At 71.9% G+C, this 15,062-nt stretch carries 13 protein-coding genes; 10 read left to right on the top strand and 3 right to left on the bottom strand.

Translation table 11 applies throughout. The annotated features are described in order from the left end of the window. Positions 1-71: 71 nt before the first annotated feature. Entirely contained in the window at positions 72-1,091 is a 1,020-nt protein-coding gene (locus ACFVJX_RS22860; RefSeq protein ID WP_384129158.1) for a cytochrome P450, read from the top strand. Here ACFVJX_RS22860 and treY read toward each other — a convergent pair. Further along, positions 1,088-3,454 carry a malto-oligosyltrehalose synthase gene (treY, locus tag ACFVJX_RS22855; protein ID WP_384129161.1) on the bottom strand — a complete coding sequence of 789 codons (2,367 nt, stop codon included), beginning with the start codon at positions 3,452-3,454 and terminating at the stop codon, positions 1,088-1,090. The two genes, ACFVJX_RS22860 and treY, sit on opposite strands and share 4 nt — an antisense overlap. Before the next feature lie 86 nt (positions 3,455-3,540). Beyond that, complete coding sequence (gene glgX, locus ACFVJX_RS22850; RefSeq protein WP_384129163.1) at positions 3,541-5,706, bottom strand: glycogen debranching protein GlgX; 2,166 nt, start codon at positions 5,704-5,706, stop codon at positions 3,541-3,543. A 355-nt stretch (positions 5,707-6,061) separates the two neighbouring features. Here glgX and ACFVJX_RS22845 point away from each other — a divergent pair, with 355 nt between their 5' ends. The 3 genes from ACFVJX_RS22845 to ACFVJX_RS22835 all read left to right on the top strand — a co-directional run bounded on the left by ACFVJX_RS22845 (position 6,062) and on the right by ACFVJX_RS22835 (position 8,218). Continuing rightward, the gene (locus ACFVJX_RS22845; protein WP_384129166.1) at positions 6,062-7,294 is read left to right on the top strand and encodes an SAV2148 family HEPN domain-containing protein; all 1,233 of its coding nucleotides are present in this window, start codon (positions 6,062-6,064) and stop codon (positions 7,292-7,294) included. Between the two features lie 79 nt (positions 7,295-7,373). Further along, positions 7,374-7,505, top strand: a complete 132-nt coding sequence (locus ACFVJX_RS22840) for a hypothetical protein (protein WP_384129168.1) — start codon at positions 7,374-7,376, stop codon at positions 7,503-7,505. Beyond that, positions 7,505-8,218, top strand: a complete 714-nt coding sequence (locus ACFVJX_RS22835; RefSeq protein WP_384129171.1) for a 3'-5' exonuclease — start codon at positions 7,505-7,507, stop codon at positions 8,216-8,218. Before ACFVJX_RS22840 ends, ACFVJX_RS22835 begins: the two co-directional genes overlap by 1 nt. A gap of 132 nt (positions 8,219-8,350) precedes the next feature. Here the strand turns inward: ACFVJX_RS22835 and ACFVJX_RS22830 are convergent, their stop codons facing one another. Continuing rightward, entirely contained in the window at positions 8,351-9,217 is an 867-nt protein-coding gene (locus ACFVJX_RS22830) for a phosphotransferase enzyme family protein (RefSeq protein ID WP_384129174.1), read from the bottom strand. Between the two features lie 126 nt (positions 9,218-9,343). Here ACFVJX_RS22830 and ACFVJX_RS22825 point away from each other — a divergent pair, with 126 nt between their 5' ends. From ACFVJX_RS22825 to ACFVJX_RS22800, 6 genes are all read left to right on the top strand, one after another. Beyond that, positions 9,344-10,294 carry a carbohydrate ABC transporter permease gene (locus tag ACFVJX_RS22825; protein WP_384129176.1) on the top strand — a complete coding sequence of 317 codons (951 nt, stop codon included), beginning with the start codon at positions 9,344-9,346 and terminating at the stop codon, positions 10,292-10,294. Beyond that, on the top strand, positions 10,291-11,130 hold the full coding sequence (locus ACFVJX_RS22820; protein WP_384129179.1) for a carbohydrate ABC transporter permease: 840 nt from the start codon (positions 10,291-10,293) through the stop codon (positions 11,128-11,130). The genes ACFVJX_RS22825 and ACFVJX_RS22820 overlap by 4 nt, the downstream gene beginning before the upstream one ends. Continuing rightward, positions 11,130-12,419, top strand: coding sequence for an ABC transporter substrate-binding protein (locus ACFVJX_RS22815; RefSeq protein ID WP_384129182.1), 1,290 nt, complete (start codon positions 11,130-11,132; stop codon positions 12,417-12,419). The genes ACFVJX_RS22820 and ACFVJX_RS22815 overlap by 1 nt, the downstream gene beginning before the upstream one ends. A 417-nt stretch (positions 12,420-12,836) precedes the next feature. Next, a complete protein-coding gene (locus ACFVJX_RS22810) occupies positions 12,837-14,039 on the top strand; it encodes a S8 family serine peptidase (protein WP_384129185.1) in 1,203 nt (400 codons plus the stop codon). Between the two features lie 91 nt (positions 14,040-14,130). After that, the gene (locus ACFVJX_RS22805) at positions 14,131-14,682 is read left to right on the top strand and encodes a DUF1697 domain-containing protein (RefSeq protein ID WP_384129188.1); all 552 of its coding nucleotides are present in this window, start codon (positions 14,131-14,133) and stop codon (positions 14,680-14,682) included. After that, positions 14,679-15,062 carry a DUF4440 domain-containing protein gene (locus tag ACFVJX_RS22800; RefSeq protein WP_384129190.1) on the top strand — a complete coding sequence of 128 codons (384 nt, stop codon included), beginning with the start codon at positions 14,679-14,681 and terminating at the stop codon, positions 15,060-15,062. Before ACFVJX_RS22805 ends, ACFVJX_RS22800 begins: the two co-directional genes overlap by 4 nt.

Raw genomic sequence — 15,062 nt, 5'->3', positions numbered from 1 at the left:
CCGGCCCGTGCGGGTGATCCCCTGAGTGGGACCGCGCCGCCCACCGGCGCACCGACCACGCGGGGGTACGGATGCAGCCCGACGCCCCCGGAGACATACCCGCCCCGGCGCCCCTGCCCGACCAGCGCGCCGCCGCCCCGGCCCGGTACCGCCGGACGGCCCGCCCCGGTGGCCCGAGCCTCCTCGCCCCCGGCGCGGGCCGCGACCCCCACCGGCTCTACCGGGTGCTGCGCGAGAGGTATCCGCTCAGCTACGACGCCCCGCTGGGCGCCTGGCTGATCAGCCGGTACGACGACGTGGTCACCGCCCTCACCGGCCCGGCCTTCGCCGGCTTCCCGCACGACGGGGCACCCCGCGGCGGGCCCGCGCCCCTAGGCCTCTGCCACGGCAACGCCCGCTGCCTGCCCCGTGACCGGTACGCCGTGGTGACCGGCTCCGTGCCCCGGCACACGGCCGAGCGCGTCGAGCGGACCGCGTACGTACTGGCCCGGCGCATCGCCGGACGCCGGCAGGCCGACCTGGTCGAGGAGTTCTGCCGCTGGCTGCCCGCCGGCACGGGCCCCCTCCGGCCCGGCGACGGCGGCCACCCGCACGCCGACGAAGGGCCCTGCACCCGGCACACCGGCCTGCGCGAGACGGCGCTCGCCTCGTTCCTGGCCAACGTGCTGGACGACCCCGACCTGCTGGCGGCCCTGCGCGTCGAACCGGCACTCGCCGGCCGGGCCTGGGCGGAGTCGCTGCGCCGTGACCCGCCCGTCCAGGTCGTGCTGCGGCGCACCCTCACCGACGTCACCCTCAGCGGCGGCACCCTGCCCGCACGGGCCGCCGTCGCCTGCCTGGTCGGCGCGGCGGGCCGCGATCCGGAACGGTTCGCCGCACCCGACCTGTTCGACCCCTTCCGCCGCGACCAGGACCGCGCCACCACCGGGCCGGCGGGCTGCCCGGCCGTGGTGCTCGGACGGCTGGAGGCCGAACAGGGGCTGCGTGCCCTGCTGGACGCGATGCCCCGGCTCCGCTGGGCCGACGGATTCAGGCCCGCCGCCACCGGCCTGCTCACCCGCGGCCCGCGATCCCTACTGGTAAGGCCCTAGCCCTTCACGAGCAGCGCCACCGGCCGCTCCGCGAACAGTTCGGCGGCCGCCACCTTGCCGCCGCGGAACTCCCGCCCCGGCGTCAGCAGATCCCGCCACACCCCGTCGTCCGGCAGCGCCAGCTCCGTCCCGCGCCAGCCGCCCTCCTGCTCCAGCCGCAGCGACAGCCGGGTCACCGCGGTGACGGCCTCGCCGGAGCGGCAGAAGGCCAGACAGTGCCCGGCCGCCGGGCCGGAGGCCGGCAGCGGGGTGTACGTACCCGACTCGCCGAACACCCCCGGGCGCTCACGCCGCAGCCGCAGCGCCGCCACCGTCAGCGCCTCCTTCTCCGAGGCGGCCGCGTCGGCGGCGGGACGCGCGAACGGCCGCCGGTTGTCCGGGTCGACCAGCGCCAGGTACTCGCGCTCGGTGCCCTGGTAGAGATCCGGCACCCCCGGCATCGTCAGATGCACCAGCGCCGCGCCGAGCACATTGGCCCGCACATAGGGGGCGAGACCGGCGGCGAACCGCTCCAGGAGCGCCCGCACCGGGCCGGCCGTGGCGGCCGGACCGGCGGCCACGAAGTCGGTCATCACCCGCTCGTACAGCGGATCGGGTTCGGTCCAGGTGGTGAAGAGCCCGGACTCCCGTTCGGCCTTCAGCAGCGCCGGCCCCAGCCGGGCCGCCTGCTCACCGGCCGGCAGTCCCACACAGCCGAACGCCGTCTGCCACGCCTGCCAGGCCAGCTCCGGAGCGGGGGCGGCCGGAGCCGTCCGGGCCAGCTCCGTCACCAGTCGCGACCACTGCCGCGGGCACTGCGAGAGCACCGCGACGGCGGCCCGGACATCGGCGCTGCGCTTGGTGTCGTGCGTGGTCAGCGCCGTGCCGGTGGCCGGCCAGTCCCGTGCCAGCCGGGTGCAGAAGGCGTGGAAGTCCTCCGCCGCCACCGCCGGTCCGCCCGGATCGCCGCCCACCTCGTTGGCCGAGAGCAGCGGCACGTACCGGTAGTACGCGGTGTCCTCGACCGACTTGGCCCGCAGCGCGGACGCCGTCTGGGCGAACCGGGCGCAGAACGCCGCCCGGTCGTCCCCGGCGCCGAGCCGGCCCAGCGCCAGTTCCCGCACCACGTCGACGGCCGACGCCTCCTCCCGCACGGCGAACACCGCCTTGGCGTCGCTCACCGCGACCGCGTCGAGCATCGCCCCGGCCGAATCCGTGCGGGGGCCGCCCGCTGTCGCGTACGGGCGGTAGACCGGCACCCGGACCAGCAGTTCGCGCACCGCGGTGTGCAGCGCCCACGGGGCGTGGTCGCGCAGTGCGGGGTCCGCGGCGCAGATGCGTGACGCCAGCCGGGTCAGCAGCCCGGTCTCGGCGGCCAGCTCATGGCTGACGACGTGGTGCGCGGCCCGGCGTACGGTCGCCGCCCACTGGCCGCCCCCGTCGTCGGCAGGGGAGGCGAACTCCCGGTAGTGGCCGAGCAGTTCCGCGGCGCCCAGCGGGTCGACGAAGAGCCCGTCGATCCGGTGCAGCGCGTCGTATCCGGTCGTGCCGGCCACGGCCCAGCCGGCCGGCAGCGGCTCGGGGCCGGTGAGGATCTTCTCCACCACCGTCCAGACGCTGCCGCTCGCCCCGGCGAGCCGTTCCAGGTACGCGGCCGGGTCGGCGAGTCCGTCCGGGTGGTCGATCCGCAGGCCGTCGACGGTCCCGTCCCGGACCAGTTCGAGGATCTTGGCATGGGTGGCGGCGAAGACCTCCGGGTCCTCCACCCGCAGCCCGATCAGCTCCGAGATGGTGAAGAACCGCCGGTAGTTCAGCTCGGTCCGGGCCAGCCGCCACCAGCCGAGCCGGTAGTGCTGGGCGTCCAGCAGATCGGGCAGACCGAGGCCCGCGGTGCCGGCGCGCAGCGGGAACTCCTGCTCACCGTGGCGCAGCACCTCGCCCTCGACCCGGAACCCGTCCAGTTCGTCGCCGAGCGGGCCGCCGAGCACGGGCAGCAGGATCTTTCCGCCGCCAGCCGCCCAGTCGATGTCGAACCAGCGGGCGTAGGGGGAGTCGGGGCCCTCGCGCAGGACCTCCCACAGCGCGTGGTTGTGCCGGGGGTCGGCCGCCATGTGGTTGGGCACGATGTCCAGGACGATCCCGAGCCCGTGCTCCCGCGCGGTGCGGGCGAGCCGCCGCAGCCCTTCCTCGCCGCCCAGCTCGGCGCGTACCCGGCCGTGGTCGACGACGTCGTAGCCGTGCCGTGAGCCCGGCACCGCTTCGAGGACCGGGGACAGATGCAGATGGGAGATGCCGAGCGTGGCGAGGTACGGCACGGCGTCCTCGGCGGCCGAGAACGGGAAGTCCGGCTGGAGCTGGAGCCGGTACGTGGCGGAAGGCGTCATGAGGACGTTCGTACCCCGATCGGGGCCGCCTGTGTCACCCCGTCACGCACAAAACCTCCGCCGGCGGCGGGGTACACCGCGCTTCCCTAAGCGGGCCGCTGGAGCACCGCCATGCTCCGCCCCACCAGCGTCACCCGATCGCCGCCCGTCACCTTCGGCCCGGCGCCGGTCAGCACCCCGACCGGGCGCGCGGTGTCGACGACCACATGCCACTGCCTGCCGTGGTTTACCGGCACGGCGAACTCCAGCGTCTCGGCGCTGGCGTTGAACATCAGCAGGAAGGAGTCGTCGGAGATCCGTTCGCCGCGCGGTCCCGGCTCCGAGATGGCGTGCCCGTTCAGGAAGACCGTCAGGGCCTTGGCGTGCGCGGCCTGCCAGTCCCGCTGGGTCATCTCATCGCCCTCGGGTGTGAACCAGGCGATGTCCGAGAGCTCGTCGTGCGTGCCCTCCACCGGCCGGCCGTGGAAGAACCGGCGGCGCCGGAAGACCGGATGGTCGCGGCGCAGCCACACCATCGCCCTGGTGAACTCCAGCAGGCTGCTGCCGAGCCCTTCGCCGCCCTGCTGGTCCGCCTCCCGGCCCTCGTCCGTCGCGGCCTCGGCCGGGTCGGGCCAGTGCACCCAGGACAGCTCGCTGTCCTGGCAGTAGCCGTTGTTGTTGCCCAGCTGGGTGCGGCCGAACTCGTCGCCGTGGCTGAGCATCGGCACCCCCTGCGACAGCATCAGCGTGGCGATGAAGTTACGCATCTGCCGCTCGCGCAGCTCCAGCACCTCGGGCCGGTCCGTCTCGCCCTCCACGCCGCAGTTCCAGGACCGGTTGTGGCTCTCGCCGTCCCGGTTTCCCTCGCCGTTGGCGTCGTTGTGCTTGTCGTTGTACGAGACCAGGTCGTGCAGGGTGAAGCCGTCGTGGCAGGTGGCGAAGTTGATCGAGGCGAGCGGACGCCGGCCGTCGTCCTGGTACAGGTCCGATGACCCGGTCAGCCGCCCGGCGAACTCGGCCAGGGTCCTGGGCTCACCGCGCCACAGGTCCCGCACCGTGTCCCGGTACTTCCCGTTCCACTCCGTCCACAGCGGCGGGAAGTTCCCCACCTGGTAGCCGCCCTCGCCCACGTCCCACGGCTCCGCGATCAGCTTGACCTGGCTGACCACCGGGTCCTGCTGCACCAGGTCGAAGAACGACGACAGCCGGTCCACCTCGTGGAACTGACGGGCCAGCGTCGCCGCCAGATCGAAGCGGAAGCCGTCCACGTGCATCTCGGTCACCCAGTACCGCAGCGAGTCCATGATCAGCTGGAGCACGTGCGGGGAGCGCATCAGCAGGGAGTTCCCGGTCCCCGTGGTGTCCATGTAGTACCGCTGGTCCTCGGCGAGGCGGTAGTACGAGGCGTTGTCCAGGCCCCGGAAGGAGAGCGTCGGCCCCAGATGGTTGCCCTCGGCCGTGTGGTTGTACACCACGTCGAGGATCACCTCGATGCCCGCCTGGTGCAGCGCCCGTACGGCCTGTTTGAACTCGAGCACCTGCTCGCCCCGGTCGCCCCAGGAGGCGTAGGCGTTGTGCGGGGCGAAGAAACCGATGGTGTTGTAGCCCCAGTAGTTGGCGAGCCCCGCGTCCGCCAGCCGGTGGTCCTGGACGAACTGGTGCACCGGCATTAACTCGATCGCCGTGACGCCGAGCTCCGTCAGATGGGCGATGACCTCGGGATGGGCCAGCCCCGCGTAGGTGCCGCGCAGTTCCTTGGGCAGCCCCGGATGGAGCATCGTCAGACCCTTCACATGGGCCTCGTAGATCACCGTGCGGTGGTAGTCCGTACGGGGCCGCCGGTCGTCGCCCCAGTCGAAGTACGGGTTGACCACGACCGACGTCATGGTGTGCGGCGCCGAGTCGAGGTCGTTGCGCGCGTCGGGCCGCCCGAAGGGATAGCCGTACACCGCCTCGCCCCACTGGATCTGCCCGGCGACGGCCCGCGCGTACGGGTCGAGGAGCAGCTTCGCGGAGTTGCAGCGGGCGCCGTGCTGCGGTTCGTACGGCCCGTGGACCCGGAACCCGTACCGCTGACCGGGCATCACCCCGGGCAGATAGGCGTGGCGGACGAAGGCGTCGGTCTCCCTCAGCTCCACCGCCGTCTCGGAGCCGTCGTCGTGCAGCAGGCACAACTCGATTCGGTGGGCGGCCTCCGAGAAGACCGCGAAGTTGGTCCCGGCGCCGTCGTACGTGGCACCGAGGGGGTACGCCTGTCCCGGCCAGACCTGCATAGATTTCGACTCTTCCACTCTGATGCGGTTGCCTGGGGAATGCGGGCTCCCTGGCAGATCTTCCCCGAAAGACCGTCCCTTACCTAGGACGTCGCCCGGTCCGGTCAACATCGGGCCCCTCCGTGTCGCCCGGAACCGGAATCCGGCGGCCCCATCCGGCCGGCTGTCCGGTATGCGGCTTGCGGTGGGATGTTTAATCACTATGAATCCGCTCACTACGGCAGATCTCGTCTCACGGAACAGGCATGTCCCGCTGGGGAGTTGAGTGAGGAGCCTGTGCATCCGGCTGCACCGGCTCCCGCTCCCGGAGTACCCTTCCTTGATCGTTGGTGGGGGAGTGGAAGGCGGTGTGCGGGTGAGCTCGGGAGGGTTCGAGCTGCCCCCAGGTGACGCTGGTCACGAGGGGGATTCCACCGCTGTGCCGCCCGGGGCGGTCTCACTCGCTCAGCCCCTGGAGATCGGCGCCGAACTGGACTGGGGAGCGGACGCCTGGAGCGAGGTGCGCACCCGTGCACAGCGGGCCGGGCGCGCCTACATCTGGCTCAATCTCGTGGAGCAGCGGCTGCGCGCCGTCGTCGCCGCGGTGCTCCGGCCCATCTACGAGCCGGTCCACGGCGAGGACTGGGTGGTGGCCGCGGCCGGGCCCGCCGGGCAGGAGTGGGTGCAGCGCGCCGTCGCCGTGCGGGAGGTCTCCCGCCGCAAGGGCTATCTGCTGGACCCGGCCGACGACAACGTCCTGAGTTTCCTCACGCTGCCGCAGTTGCGTGAGCTGATGGTCCAGCACTGGCCCTGCTTCGAGCCCTACTTCGACGACCGCCGTGATGTCGAGCTGGCCCTCGACGAGCTGGAGGTCGCGCGCAACGTGGTCTCCCGCAACCGCGCGCTCAACGAGGCGGTGCTCGCCCAGGCCGAGCGGGCCTCCGCGCGGCTGCTGGAGATCCTCGGCAGCGGCGCCGCGGTCCCGTCAGCCGACCGGCTGCCCGTCGACGCCGTGGAGGAGCTCGTCGGCGACCGGTACGCGGACGTGGTCTCCGTCCACTCCGACCGGGTGCGGCTCCAGCGCCAGCTGCCCGCCGAGGACCTCTTCGGGGGTGCCCGCCGGCTGGACGCGATCGGGATCGGCCTCAATCTGCTGGTGCAGAACTTCTCCGGCCGCCGGCTGATCCGGCTGGCCGAGTCGGGCTGCCGGATCCGGCTGCTCTTCATCAACCCCGCCAGCAGCGCGGTCAAGCGCCGCGAACGCGAGCTGGGCCTGAAGAAGGGCGAGCTGAGCCGGTCGGTGGAGATGAACATCCTCCACATGCGCCGGGTCCGCTCCAAGCTCCGCGACCCGGGCGCCTTCGAGATCCACGTCTTCGACGAGACTCCGCGCTTCACCGCCTACCTGGTGGACGGCGACGGGGCGGACGCGGTGGGTGTCGTCCAGACGTATCTGCGCCGGGCCCGCGGCATGGAGGCGCCCGTCCTGGTGCTCCGGGGCGGTGGGCGTGCGGTGGTCCGGGCCGGGCAGGACAGCGAGCACGGGCTGTTCGAGACGTACCGCGAGGAGTTCGAGTCCGTCTGGACGGACTCCCGGCCCGTCTCCTGAGGGGCCGTCCGCCGGCGTTGTCAGTGGCCCGTGCGAGGGTGGTCGTCACCTGGGGGAAGCACCACGAAGGAGGTACGGGATGAGCTGGCACCGGCATGCGCTGGTCGGCTTCGGCCTGGAGACGACGGGTACCACATCGCCGCGGGCCCGGATCATCACGGCCGCGGCCGTCCGTGCCGACGGCGACCGGGTGAGCCCGAGGGCCGCGTGATGGGCTGGATGAGTGGGCCGTTGCTGGCCTTCGACCTGGAGACCACGGGCACCGACGTGGAGGTCGATCGCATCGTCACGGCGGCGGTCGTGCGACTGGACCCGGACGGGGCGGTCGCGGAGGAACGGACGTGGCTGCTCGATCCCGGAGTGGCCATACCCGAGCAGGCGTCGGCGATTCACGGCATCTCGACGGAACATGCCCGCACGTTCGGGGTATCGGCCGCCTCGGGGATCGAGGAGATCGCGCAGGCCGTCGCGGACGGGCTGCGCGGGGGGACGCCGCTGGTGGTGATGAACGCGCGCTACGACCTGTCGCTGCTCGACCGGGAGTGCCGGCGCTACGAGGTCGATTCGATCAGCGACCGGCTGGGCGGCGCGCCTTCGCCCGTCATCGATCCGTTGGTGATCGACAAGCATGTGGACAAGTACCGGAAGGGCAAGCGGGCCCTCCACGCGCTGTGCGCCCACTACGGGGTGTCGCTCGAAGACGCGCACGACGCGCGGGCGGATGCCGTGGCCGCCGCCCGGGTGGTGCGGCGCATGGGGGAGAAGCACCAGCCCGTCGGGTCGATGCCGTTGGCGGATCTGCACGACCTCCAGGTGCGTGCGGCGGCCGAGCAGTCGGTCTCCTTGCAGGCCTATCTTCGGCGCACCGCGGATCCGGCGGCGGTCGTCGAGCCGGCCTGGCCGCTCATTCCCCGGCAGCGATGAGGGCGCTGGTCCCGCTGGGGGAGGCGGCCGTGGGCCCGGCCTGACCACCCCCGTACTCCGGCCGGTGCCACGCCGCGGAAGGGCGGGTGGGGAGGCGGGAGCTTCGCTCCCGGCCCTGCCCCGAGCCACGCCTCAGAAGGGATACCACCGCACCCCCGCGTCCCCGTCCCGCAGGGACGCCACCCGGCGGCGGAACTCCGCGAGCGCCTTCGGGTTGGCCGGGGCGTGCTGCGCGACCCACGCGCAGCTCGCCGTCTCCCGCGCTCCGCGCAGCACCGCGCAGCCGTCCCACTCCCGTACGTCCCACCCGTACGCCGAGGTGAACGCGTCATAGGCGTCGGCTGCCAGCCCGTACCGGTCGCGGGACAGGGCCAGCACCACCAGATCGTGTTCGCGCAGATCCGTCGAGAAGGTCTCCAGGTCCACCAGGACCGGCCCGTCGGGGCCGACGTGGACATTGCGCGGGAGCGCGTCGCCGTGGATCGGGCCCGGGGTCAGACGCGGTGTCAGTGCGGCGGCGGCCGTCGCGAACCCGTCACGGCGCTCGCGCAGATACGCGGCGTCGGCCGGGTCGATCGCCTCACCCGCCAGGCGCAGCCAGCGCTCGACGCCGCCCAGCAGCTCCCGGCGGGGGAGGGGGAGGCCTTCCGGGGCCGGGGTCGAGTGCACCGCGCGGAGCAGCGGCGCCAGATCCCGCGGCTCGGCGGGCCGCACCGCGTCGGGGAGCCGGTGCCACACCGTCACCGGGTGGCCCTCGACCAGCCGGGCGGCGGGCTCCGCGGCCCGTACCGCGGGCACCCCGGACGCGGCGAGCCACTGCGCCACGGCCACCTCGCGCTCGGCGCGGACCCGCAGCTCCGGACTGCCCACCGCGTCCCGGCCGACCTTGACCACCAGGTCGCCCGCGGCGAACACCGCGTTCTCGCCCAGCGCGAGCAGCTCCGCGTCGCCGGGGTGTCCGGCAGCGGTCAGTACCTCGCGCGCTCGCATCTCGTTCATGGATCCGATTTTCGCATCTGTGCAGGTTGCCTTGACGAACCGACGGCGCCTCAGCACGATAACGGAGGCCACCTGAGCGGCCGGAGCGGTATCAAGCCGGTCGAATGACGCAAAGGGGGCTCATCCATGACATTGGCGAGTGCAACCGTGCAGCCCGGACGGCACGGCCCGCCCGGCGGCCCGCGCGGCAAGGGCTCCGCGGGGGTCAACAGGAACGCGGGTTCCTGGTTCCTGGTGCTGCCCGCCCTCATCCCGATCCTGGTCCTCAGCGTCGGACCGCTGCTCTACGGCATCGCCCTGGCCTTCACCGACGCGCAGTCGGGCCGCACGAGGTCCACCCAGTGGACGGGGCTGCTGAACTTCCAGGACCTGCTCCACGACGGCCTGTTCTGGGACTCGTTCCGGATCGGCCTGGTGTGGGCGGTAGGTGTCACCGTCCCGCAGTTCGTGCTCGCTCTCGGCCTGGCGCTGCTGCTCAACGAGAACCTGCGGATGCGGTGGCTGGCGCGGGCGCTGGCGATCATCCCGTGGGCGATGCCCGAGGTCGTCGTCGGCATCATGTGGCGGCTCGTCTACACCCCGGACGCCGGGATCCTCAACGAGACCATCCGCGATCTTGGGCTCGGTGACGGCCGTGACTGGCTGACCGGCCTCGCCACCGCGCTGCCCGCGGTCGTCCTCGTCGGGGTCTGGGCCGGGATGCCGCAGACCACGGTGGCACTGCTGGCCGGTCTGCAGAACACCCCGGGCGAACTCCACGAGGCGGCCGCCCTGGACGGCGCCGGTGCCTGGCGCCGCTTCCGTACCGTCACCTGGCCCGCGCTCAGGCCCGTCGCCCTCGCCATCACCGCGCTCAACTTCATCTGGAACTTCAACTCCTTCGCCCTGGTCTACGTGCTGACCAACGGCGGTCCCGGTGGCCGTACCCGGCTCCCGATGCTCTTCGCGTACGAAGAGGCCTTCCGGTACGGGCAGTTCGGCTACGCCGCGGCGATGGGCTGTGTGATGGTCGCGGTGATCTCCGTGCTCCTGGCCGTGTACCTCGTGGGGCGGCTGAGGGGAGGCGAGGACCGATGAGCCCGCGTACCCGCAGGTCCGTGCGGGCCGGACAGTACGTAGCGCTGCTGTGCTACCTGGTCTTCCTGGCGTTTCCGTTCCTCTGGCTGATCTCGACCGCCTTCAAACCGGCACCCGAACTGGGTTCCCTGCACCCCACCTGGATCCCCCACCACCCGACGCTCGACAACTTCCGGGCCGCCTTCGACGAACAGCCGCTGCTGCGGGCCGCCGCCAACTCGCTGATCGCCGCCGTCTCGGCCGGGATCATCGCCGTCGTCATCGCCACCCCGATGGCCTATGTGATGGCCCGCCACCGCTCGCGGCTCTCCACGGCCGCGACCGGCTGGGTCGTCGTCAGTCAGGCGTTCCCGTTCGTCCTGCTGATCATTCCGCTCTTCCTGGTCCTCAAGCATCTCCATCTGATCAACACGCTGTGGGGGCTGATCATGGTGTACGTCGTCTGGTCGCTGCCGTTCGCGCTGTGGATGCTGGTCGGATACGTACGGGCGGTGCCGCCCGAACTGGAGGAGGCGGCGGCCGTCGACGGCGCGAGCCGGCTGCGGACGCTCGTCTCGGTCACCGCCCCGCTGCTGGCCCCCGGGATCGTGGCCACCTCCCTCTTCGCCTTCATCACCGCCTGGAACGAGTTCTTCTTCGCGCTCGTCCTGCTCAAGACACCGGAGAAGCAGACCTTGCCGGTCGTACTGACGCACTTCCTCGGCGCGGAGGGCGCGAGCGATCTGGGCCCGCTGGCCGCCGCCGCGTTCCTCGCCACCCTTCCCTCGCTCGTCCTCTTCGCGTTCATCCAGCGGCGGATCACGGGCGGCATGCTGGCCGGGGCGGTGAAGAGCTGATGGGCCGAGCGGTGCGCACGGCAGCCGCGGCGGCCACCGCGCTGGCCCTGCTGCTCACCGGCTGCGGCGGGGGAGGCGGCCGGACGGACGGCACGGTCAGGCTCCGCTTCCAGTCGCTGGCCTGGCAGAAGGAGTCCGTCGACGCCAACAGGCAACTGGTGGAGGAGTGGAACGCGAGCCATCCCGACGTCCAGGTCCAGTACGTCCAGGGCAGCTGGGACAGCGTCCACGACCAGCTCCTCACCTCGTTCGAGGGGGACGAGGCGCCCGACGTCATCCATGACGCGTCCGACGACCTCGCGGACTTCGCCTACGGCGGCTACCTCGCCGACCTGCGCACCCTGCTGCCGGACCGGCTCACCCAGGACATCCCGCAGCGGAGCTGGAGCACCAGCACCTTCGACGGCGGTGTCTACGGCGTGCCGTTCCTCCAGGAACCCCGCGTCCTGATCGCCAACACCAAAATCCTGAAGGCCTCGGGGGTCCGCGTCCCGACCCCGGAGAGGCCCTGGAGCTGGCCGGAGTTCCGGCGGATCACCAAGGAGCTGACGGGCAAGGGCCGTTACGGGATCGCCTGGCCGCTCAAGGAGCCGGTCTCCGTCACCCTCAACCTGGGCCTCTCGGCAGGCGGCGAGCTGTTCCACCGGGGCGCCGACGGAAAGGTCACGCTCGCCATGGACGAGGGCGACCTCGTCGTCCCCGGCACCATCCACGACCAGGTGGACACCGACCACAGCGCCGCGCGCACGGCCCTCGGCATGGGCGGCGGCGACACCCTTCCGGGCCTCTTCGGCGGCAAGTACGCGATGGTGCCGCTGGGCTTCTCCTACCGTCAGCAGGTGGTCGAGCAGGCGCCGAAGGGCTTCGAGTGGTCGGTGCTGCCCGCCCCGGCGGGCAGCGGAGGTCTGGCCCAGGGGGTGAGCCCGCAGACCCTGTCCGTCGCCGAGGACAGTCCGCACAAGAAGGAGGCGGCGGAGTTCATCGACTTCCTGCTGCGGCCGGCGAACATGGTGCGGCTGGCCAAGGGGGACTGGATGCTGCCGACCGGCAGGAAGGCCCTGGCGGATCCCTCGCTGCACACAGCCGACCGGGGCTGGGCAACCGGCGTGGCCCTCGCGGGCGCACTGCGTTCAGCGCCGGCCCAGTCCGTGCGCGGCTACCCCGAGTGGAAGGACAAGGTCGCCACCCCCGCGTTCCAGGAGTACTACAGCGGCGCGATCGGCGTGGCCGAGCTGAGGAAGCGTCTGGTCGATGACGGGAACCGGGTGCTGGCCCGGTATCAGCGCTGAAGCACCTGCGGCCGGCCGGCCCCCGTCGCCACCGCCACCGCCACCGCCTCGTGCGCGAACGCTGAAGCGGGGGAAAGCGAACGCGAATGCGGAGGAAAAGAGGAGGAGGGGGTGGAATCAAGCCTTCTCCTCGTGCTGTCCGCGGAGTCGGCGGAGGGGTGCCCGGCCCGTGCGGGGTGGAAGCGCCCCCGGTAGGGAGGGTGCGCGCCTCTCACATGTAACGGGCGTGAGGGGGTATGTGCCCGACTTGCGGAGCACTGGCCGGTTTCTTATTACGAAACCTTGTTGAGTAAGTCACAGGCGTATGAAGGTCTTGATCTGAGCGCGTCAATGGGCGAGGGTTTCGAGCCAGCCCCCGGAGATCTTCCGGCCGAGGGCCAATCCCCCCACAAAAGAATGACGAGGAGATCCCTCTTCATGGCAATTCACAAGCGCGCACGCCGCTTCAAGCTCACCGCCGCCATCACCGCAGTCGCCGCCGCAGCCGGAGTCACCCTGCTGGGCAGCCCCATGGCCGGAGCGGCGCCCGCCCCCGCGATGGGCAAGATCTACGGTGCCGACGCGGCAACGGCCGTGTCCGGCAGCTACATAGTGATGCTGGACCACAAGGCCGACAAGTCGAAGCTGGCCAAGGAGTACGGCGGCAAGCTCAAGCGCAACTACAGCTCGGCCATCAACGGCTTCTCCGCCAGCGGCCTTTCGCAGACCGAGGCCAAGCGGCTCGCCGCCGACCCGGCCGTCTCCAAGGTCGTCCAGAACAAGAAGTTCCACGTCGACGCCACCCAGGACAACCCGCCGTCCTGGGGCCTGGACCGCATCGACCAGACCGAGACCGCCGGCGACAAGGCGTACAACTACCCGGACAGCGCGGGCGAGGGCGTGACCGCGTACGTCATCGACACCGGTGTCCGCATCACGCACGAGGAGTTCGAGGGCCGGGCCAGCTACGGCTACGACGCCGTGGACGACGACGACACCGCCGACGACGGCTACGGTCACGGCACCCACGTGGCCGGCACCATCGCCGGTGCGACGTACGGCGTCGCCAAGAAGGCCAAGATAGTCGCCGTCCGGGTACTCGACGACTCGGGCTCGGGCACCACCGAGCAGGTCGTCGCCGGCATCGACTGGGTCACCGAGAACCACGAGGGCCCGTCCGTCGCCAACATGAGCCTCGGCGGCGGCGTGGACGAGGCGCTCGACGCGGCGGTCCAGAAGTCCATCGCCTCCGGAGTCACCTACGGGGTGGCCGCGGGCAACGAGTCGGGCGACGCGAGCGAGAGCTCCCCGGCGCGCGTCCCGGAGGCCATCACGGTCGCCTCGTCCACGGTCGACGACGAGCAGTCGTCGTTCTCCAACTACGGCTCGCTCGTGGACATCTACGCCCCGGGTTCGGACATCACCTCGGCGTGGAACGACAGCGACACCGGCTCGGACACCATCTCCGGTACGTCCATGGCGACTCCGCACGTCGTCGGTGCCGCCGCCCTCTACCTGGCGGGCCACCCGGACGCCACCCCGGAGGAGGTCTCCACGGCACTGACCGACGGAGCCACCCCGGACGCCATCAGCAACGCCACCCAGGGCACGGCGAACAAGCTGCTGAAGGTCGTTGAGTAACAGCACCACTTCCTGAACCGGCGGCCACCGCGCCCTCCCCCACGGGGCGCGGCGGCCGCACGGCCCGGGACGGCCGTCCTATGGTGTGCCCATGACGATGTACGCGGCGCTGCTGCGCGGGATCAACGTGAGCGGCCACCGGAAGATCCCGATGGCCGAACTCCGCGCCCTGCTCACCGGACTGGGCCACGGCGACGTCCGTACCCATCTGCAGAGCGGCAACGCGGTCTTCAGCAGCGAGTCGGACGACGAGAACGCGCTCGCCGCTGAGCTGGAGCGGGCCATCGCGGAGCGGTTCGGCTTCGACGTCCCGTGTCTGGTCCGGGACGGGGGTTACCTCGCGGCCGTGGTGGCAGCCTGCCCGTTCCCCGTCGCCGAGCTCCAGCCCAAGGAGCTCCACATCACCTATTTCGACCAGCGGGTCGACGAAGCACGATTCGCCCCCCTGGACGCTGCGGCCTTCCTCCCCGAGGAGTTCCGGCTCGGCGAACGCGCCCTCTATCTCCACGCCCCCGGCGGGCTGGGCGGCTCCAAGCTCGCCGCCGCGCTCTCCCGCCCCTCCCTCGTCAAGGGCCTCGTCGCCACCTCGCGCAACTGGAACACCGCCACCAGACTCGCGGAGATGACCGGGGGCGACGCGTGAGCGAGCCGACACCGGGCGTGGCCGCGGCGGTCGAGGGTGAACTCCGCCTCCTGGACCCGGTGGTGCGGGCCTCCACCGAACTCCTCGTCCAGGTCCTGCACCCCGAGTTCCACGAGGTGGACACCGACGGCCGCCACTGGAACCGGGACATGGCCATCACCTCGCTGATCACCGGCGGCGGCTCACGCCCCGGGCAGCTCACCGCCTCACGGATGCACGGCACCCAGCTCGCCGGCGAACTCGTCCACGTGACCTTCGACACCGAGGCCAGGGGCATGCGCGCCCACCGCAGTTCGCTCTGGCGGCTCACCGGGGCGGGATGGCAGCTCTACTACCACCAGGCCACCCCCTTCGTCACCGCTCCGGCGGCCGACGCGTGA

The organism is Streptomyces sp. NPDC127177 (assembly GCF_042672475.1).
Taxonomy (GTDB): Bacteria; Actinomycetota; Actinomycetes; order Streptomycetales; family Streptomycetaceae; genus Streptomyces.
This window is presented reverse-complemented; position numbering and strand designations above follow the sequence as displayed.